Annotated in this window: 5 protein-coding genes; 1 reads left to right on the forward strand and 4 read right to left on the reverse strand. The window is 58.1% G+C overall.

What is annotated here, in order from left to right:
- The 4 genes from AC5E6N_RS23580 to AC5E6N_RS23595 all read right to left on the reverse strand — a co-directional run.
- On the reverse strand, window positions 1-502 hold a 502-nt coding region (locus AC5E6N_RS23580; protein WP_491750094.1), incomplete at its 3' end, for a glycoside hydrolase family 36 N-terminal domain-containing protein.
- 28 nt (window positions 503-530) lie between these two features.
- Complete coding sequence (locus tag AC5E6N_RS23585) at window positions 531-1,379, reverse strand: carbohydrate ABC transporter permease (protein ID WP_491691892.1); 849 nt, start codon at window positions 1,377-1,379, stop codon at window positions 531-533.
- A 1-nt stretch (window position 1,380) separates the two neighbouring features.
- Window positions 1,381-2,310 (reverse strand): carbohydrate ABC transporter permease, encoded by a 930-nt coding sequence (locus tag AC5E6N_RS23590; RefSeq protein WP_491750095.1) that lies wholly within the window; start codon window positions 2,308-2,310, stop codon window positions 1,381-1,383.
- 124 nt (window positions 2,311-2,434) lie between these two features.
- Window positions 2,435-3,688: an ABC transporter substrate-binding protein gene (locus AC5E6N_RS23595; protein ID WP_491750096.1), complete on the reverse strand. Its 1,254-nt coding sequence runs from the start codon at window positions 3,686-3,688 to the stop codon at window positions 2,435-2,437.
- A 129-nt stretch (window positions 3,689-3,817) separates the two neighbouring features.
- Here AC5E6N_RS23595 and AC5E6N_RS23600 point away from each other — a divergent pair.
- The coding region (locus tag AC5E6N_RS23600) for a helix-turn-helix domain-containing protein (protein WP_491750097.1) at window positions 3,818-4,148 on the forward strand (331 nt) is incomplete at its 3' end.

The raw sequence follows: 4,148 nt of genomic DNA on the forward strand, positions 1-4,148 counted from the left end.
ACCAGCGCCCGGCGAGATCGATCATCTCATCGGACAGTTGCGGCGCCGGCATGACCGGCGCGGACATCCAGTGCAGGTGCACGGGTTCGGTCGAGACGAGGCTGGCCTGCGTTTCGATCACATGGGTATGTTCGTTGATCGAAAAACCTGCCGTATAGGTGAGGCCGTTGTTCTTGTCCTCATAGGTCAGAACCAGCCTGCCGGGCTCTTCTTCCGCCTTGACGATGCAGAACTTGGTCAGCAATTGCGCGCCGTCGCTGGCGCGCACGATCAGGCCGGGTTGCCCGGGAAAGGTCCGCGTCGCTTCCGGCGATATGGACAACTCGGGATTCAAATCAAGCATGCCACCGGTGACGTCGATGGCATGAACTGCAAACAGGGTACTCAGATCCTCGTCATCCGGTAATCTCGGCCCCCAGTAGAGCACCTCTGCGAGGTGTTCCCTGTGGGAGCCGAGAACCAGAGTCTGACGCCTGTCATCCAGCCGCCAGCATTGTATCATCGCCGCTTTCCCATTTTCAGGCACAGGGTCATTTGACAGCTCCCAGCGTCAGGCCCGCGATAAAGTGTTTCTGCATCAGGAAGAACATCGCAACCGGAGGCAGCGCAGCCACGATGGCTCCGGCGCTCATCAGGTGATAAGCGGCGCGGAACTGTGCGTTGAACGAGGTGATGCCGGCGGTGACCGGCTGCGATTCAGCGCCCTGGGTCAGAACAATGGCCCAGAAATAATCGTTCCATATGAAGGTGAAGATCAGCACGCTGAGCGCGGCGATCGCCGGTTTCATCAGCGGCAGGACGATATAGACGAAAATCTTCCACTCCGCGATGCCCTCGACCCGGGCCGCTTCGATCAGCGGAAACGGCAGTCCCTTGATGAAGTTGCGCATGAACAGGGTGCAGAACCCGGTCTGGAACGCGATGTGGAAGAGCACCAGGCCGGTCTTCGTGTTGTAAAGCCCCATATTCACGGTCAGATCGCGCACCGGAACCATCAGGATCTGGAACGGCACGAAGTTTCCGGCAACGAACAGGAAGAATATCCAAAGGTTCAGCTTGAACTTGTAGATACCCAGCGCAAACCCGGCCATGCAGGCCAGCGCCACCGCGCCGATCGCCGTCGGAACGGTGATCAACAGCGAGTTGAGCAGGTAGCGCGGCATGTCGGACTGGAAAAACACCTTTCCATAATTCTCCCAGCCACCGAAGGTCGAGGGCAGGGACCAGTATTCGCCCGCCGAGAAATCGCCCTCCGGCTTCACCGAGAAGATGGCGACCGCGATCAGCGGCAGAAGCCACATGATCAGGGCCAGCGGAAGAAAGGACTGATAGGTGATCTGCCAGCCGCGTGGCTTCTTTTGAATGGGTGTCGGAAACATATCAGCGACCCCTTTCGTCTCTGTACATTGAGTAAAGGAAGTACGCGATGAAGAAGAGCATGATGATGAACAGAACCACGGCGATGGCGGCCCCGTATCCCATACGGAAACCGTATTCGGAAAGCGCGACCTCGAACATGTAGAAGCTGAGGACACGGCTTTCGCCGAACGGTCCGCCATTGGTCATCACGGAAATCAGGTCGAATGACCGCAGCGCGCCGATGATGGTCACGACAAAGGCGATGAATGTCGCCGGCTTGAGCTGCGGCACGACGACGTACCAGAGCATCTTCCAGCCCTTCGCCCCGTCGAGCCTGGCGGCTTCGATCTGTTCCGGATCGACCGCGTTGAGGCCGGTGAGATAAAGGATCATGCAATAGGCCGTCTGCGGCCACAGGCCGGCGGCGATGATGCCGTAGGTGACATAGGCCGGATCGCCAAGCACGTTGATCGGGCCAAGCCCCACCCAGCCGATAATCGTGTTGAACAGGCCGAATGTCGGGTCGTAGAACCAGGTGAATACGAGGCCGACAACCACCTGGCTGATCACAAACGGGAAGAAAAACAACGACTTGTAAAGCCGGATGCCGACAACCGTCTGGTTCAGGAACAGCGCGATGAACAAGCCCGCCGGGATCGCCAGCAGATAAAGGATCAGCCAGATCAGGTTGTTCCTGAGCGATGTATAGAACGCCGGATCGTCCCAGAGCTCAACATAATTGGATGTGCCGATATATTCCCGGGCACCGAGCCCGTCCCAATCGAACAGCGAGATTTCGAAACTCTGGAAGATGGGTATGATGACGTAGACGAGAAAAAACAGGATCGCAGGCGCCATGAACAGCCACGGCGTAATGGCGATCTCGTTTCGTTTGTACCAGGATCTGTTTTCTTGTTCGTATTCGGATCTGGCTAGAGTAGCGGTTGACATCGCGAACCTCATTTCTTCTGTGCGTTCGCGGTTCCCGTTGGGCTGGCGAAGCCGGAAACCAAATGCGGACTGGCGGAGTGTCCGAAAGGCGTTGGGGCGGGCCGCGCGGCCCGCCCCAGATCGATTACTTGTAGACACGCTCGCGTGTTTTCTCGAGACGTTGAAGGATCTGGTCCACATTGTCCGGCCGGACCATGAATTCCTGGAATCCTTCCATGCCGACCTTGGCCATTTCGGCCGGTGCGTCGCGGTCGAAGAACTGAGCCAGGGCATGGGCCTTGTTCAGCATCTCAAAGCCGGCTTTGGCGAACTTGTCGTCCGTATTGACGCTGGCCTTGTTGTTGACCGGCAACTGACCGAGGCTCGCGTTCATCGATGTCTGGACTTCAGGGGAAGCGACGAACTTCAGGAAGGCGCGCGCGGCTTCCTTGTTCTCTGCGCCCGACGGAATGTGAAGCGTGTCAGTCGGTGCCTCTTCCGCCATCGGAATGCCTTCGGTGATCAGCGGAAACTGATAGAAGTCGAGCTGGTCGTCGGTCAGGCCGGCAGCCTTGATCGGATCGACGGCGAAATTGCCCATCAGATAGGCGGTCGCTTGCCCGTCCACCAGGAACGGGACGGCTTCCTGCCAGCTATAGGCGGTGTGGTCGTCGATGAAGGCGCCCATGTCGATCAGCTCACGCCAGTTCGCCATGGTGGCCTTGACGCGGTCGTCCGTCCAGCTCGCCTTGCCGGCCGTCAGGTCCATGTGGAACTCGTAACCGTTGGTGCGCAGGTTCAGATAGTCGAACCAGCCTGCGGCGGTCCACAGGAACTTGGTGCCGATCGTGTAGCACTTGCGGCCTGAATCGATGATTTTCTGACAGTTGGCCTTTTCCTCTTCCCAGTTGGTCGGAACGCTCAGGCCGAGCTCATCGAAGATATCTTTGCGGTAGTAAACACCCCACTGATAGTAGGAATAGGGGACGCCCCACTGCTTGCCGTCAATGGTCATCGCCGTTTTGGTCGATGCCAGCTCTTCGGCGAGTTCCCCGGTCCACAGGTCCGAAACGTCTTCGAACAGCCCGGTCGATACGTAAGGCAGCATGCGGTTGCCGGCATACCAGGTCGCGACATCCGGCGGATTGGCGGTCAGGAAGTTCCGGATCTGCGTCTTGTAGGCTTCACGGTCGATGATCGTGGTCTCGATATTCAGATCGGGATGCATTTCATCGAACTGGGCGATGACGCCCTCGAACGTCGCGCGCGGTGCCGGGTTTGACGTATCGAGGAAGATTTTCATCTCGCCGCTCAGTTTTTGGTCGTCGGCAAAAGCGCCAGAAGCCAAAGCGGCACTGGTGACAAGCGCCATCGCTGACACCTTCAAAATGGAACGCATGGTATCCTCCCTTTTGTTCCGAATAATGAAACTAATATTTACATATTGAAATTGGAGCATGACTGACATACGCTTGTCAAGAATATCCTCATCGGCATCCGCTGTCGTTCGGGGTAGGGAGGAAGAGTTTTGGAGAGCGAACGCAAGTCGAGCGGGACTGTGGGTAAAGCGCTGAGCGTGCTTGACCTGGTGGCGTCGTTTGAGCGGCCCGTGCGCTTCAATGATATTCTCGAGATATCCCCATATCCCAAGGCGACGCTGTACCGGATCCTGCAGAATCTGGTCACCGAAGGCGTTCTGACGTTCGACCGTAAATGGCAGACCTATGCGCTGGGCGTGCGGCTCGTGCGCCTGGCGCATTCCGCCTGGACGCAGTCGTCGCTCGCGCCGGTCGCCCGGCCGCATCTGACGGCGCTCAGCGAGGCGACGGGCGAGACCATTCACCTCGCCCAGCTCGACG

The sequence above is a fragment of the Hoeflea sp. genome (assembly GCF_984452065.1).

Bases quoted from the DNA above. Each gene is read 5' to 3' on its own strand.
- AC5E6N_RS23595 (WP_491750096.1), bottom strand. From the start codon at position 3,688: ATGCGTTCCATTTTGAAGGTGTCAGCGATGGCGCTTGTCACCAGTGCC.
- AC5E6N_RS23585 (WP_491691892.1), bottom strand. From the start codon at position 1,379: ATGTTTCCGACACCCATTCAAAAGAAGCCACGCGGCTGGCAGATCACC.
- AC5E6N_RS23590 (WP_491750095.1), bottom strand. From the start codon at position 2,310: ATGTCAACCGCTACTCTAGCCAGATCCGAATACGAACAAGAAAACAGA.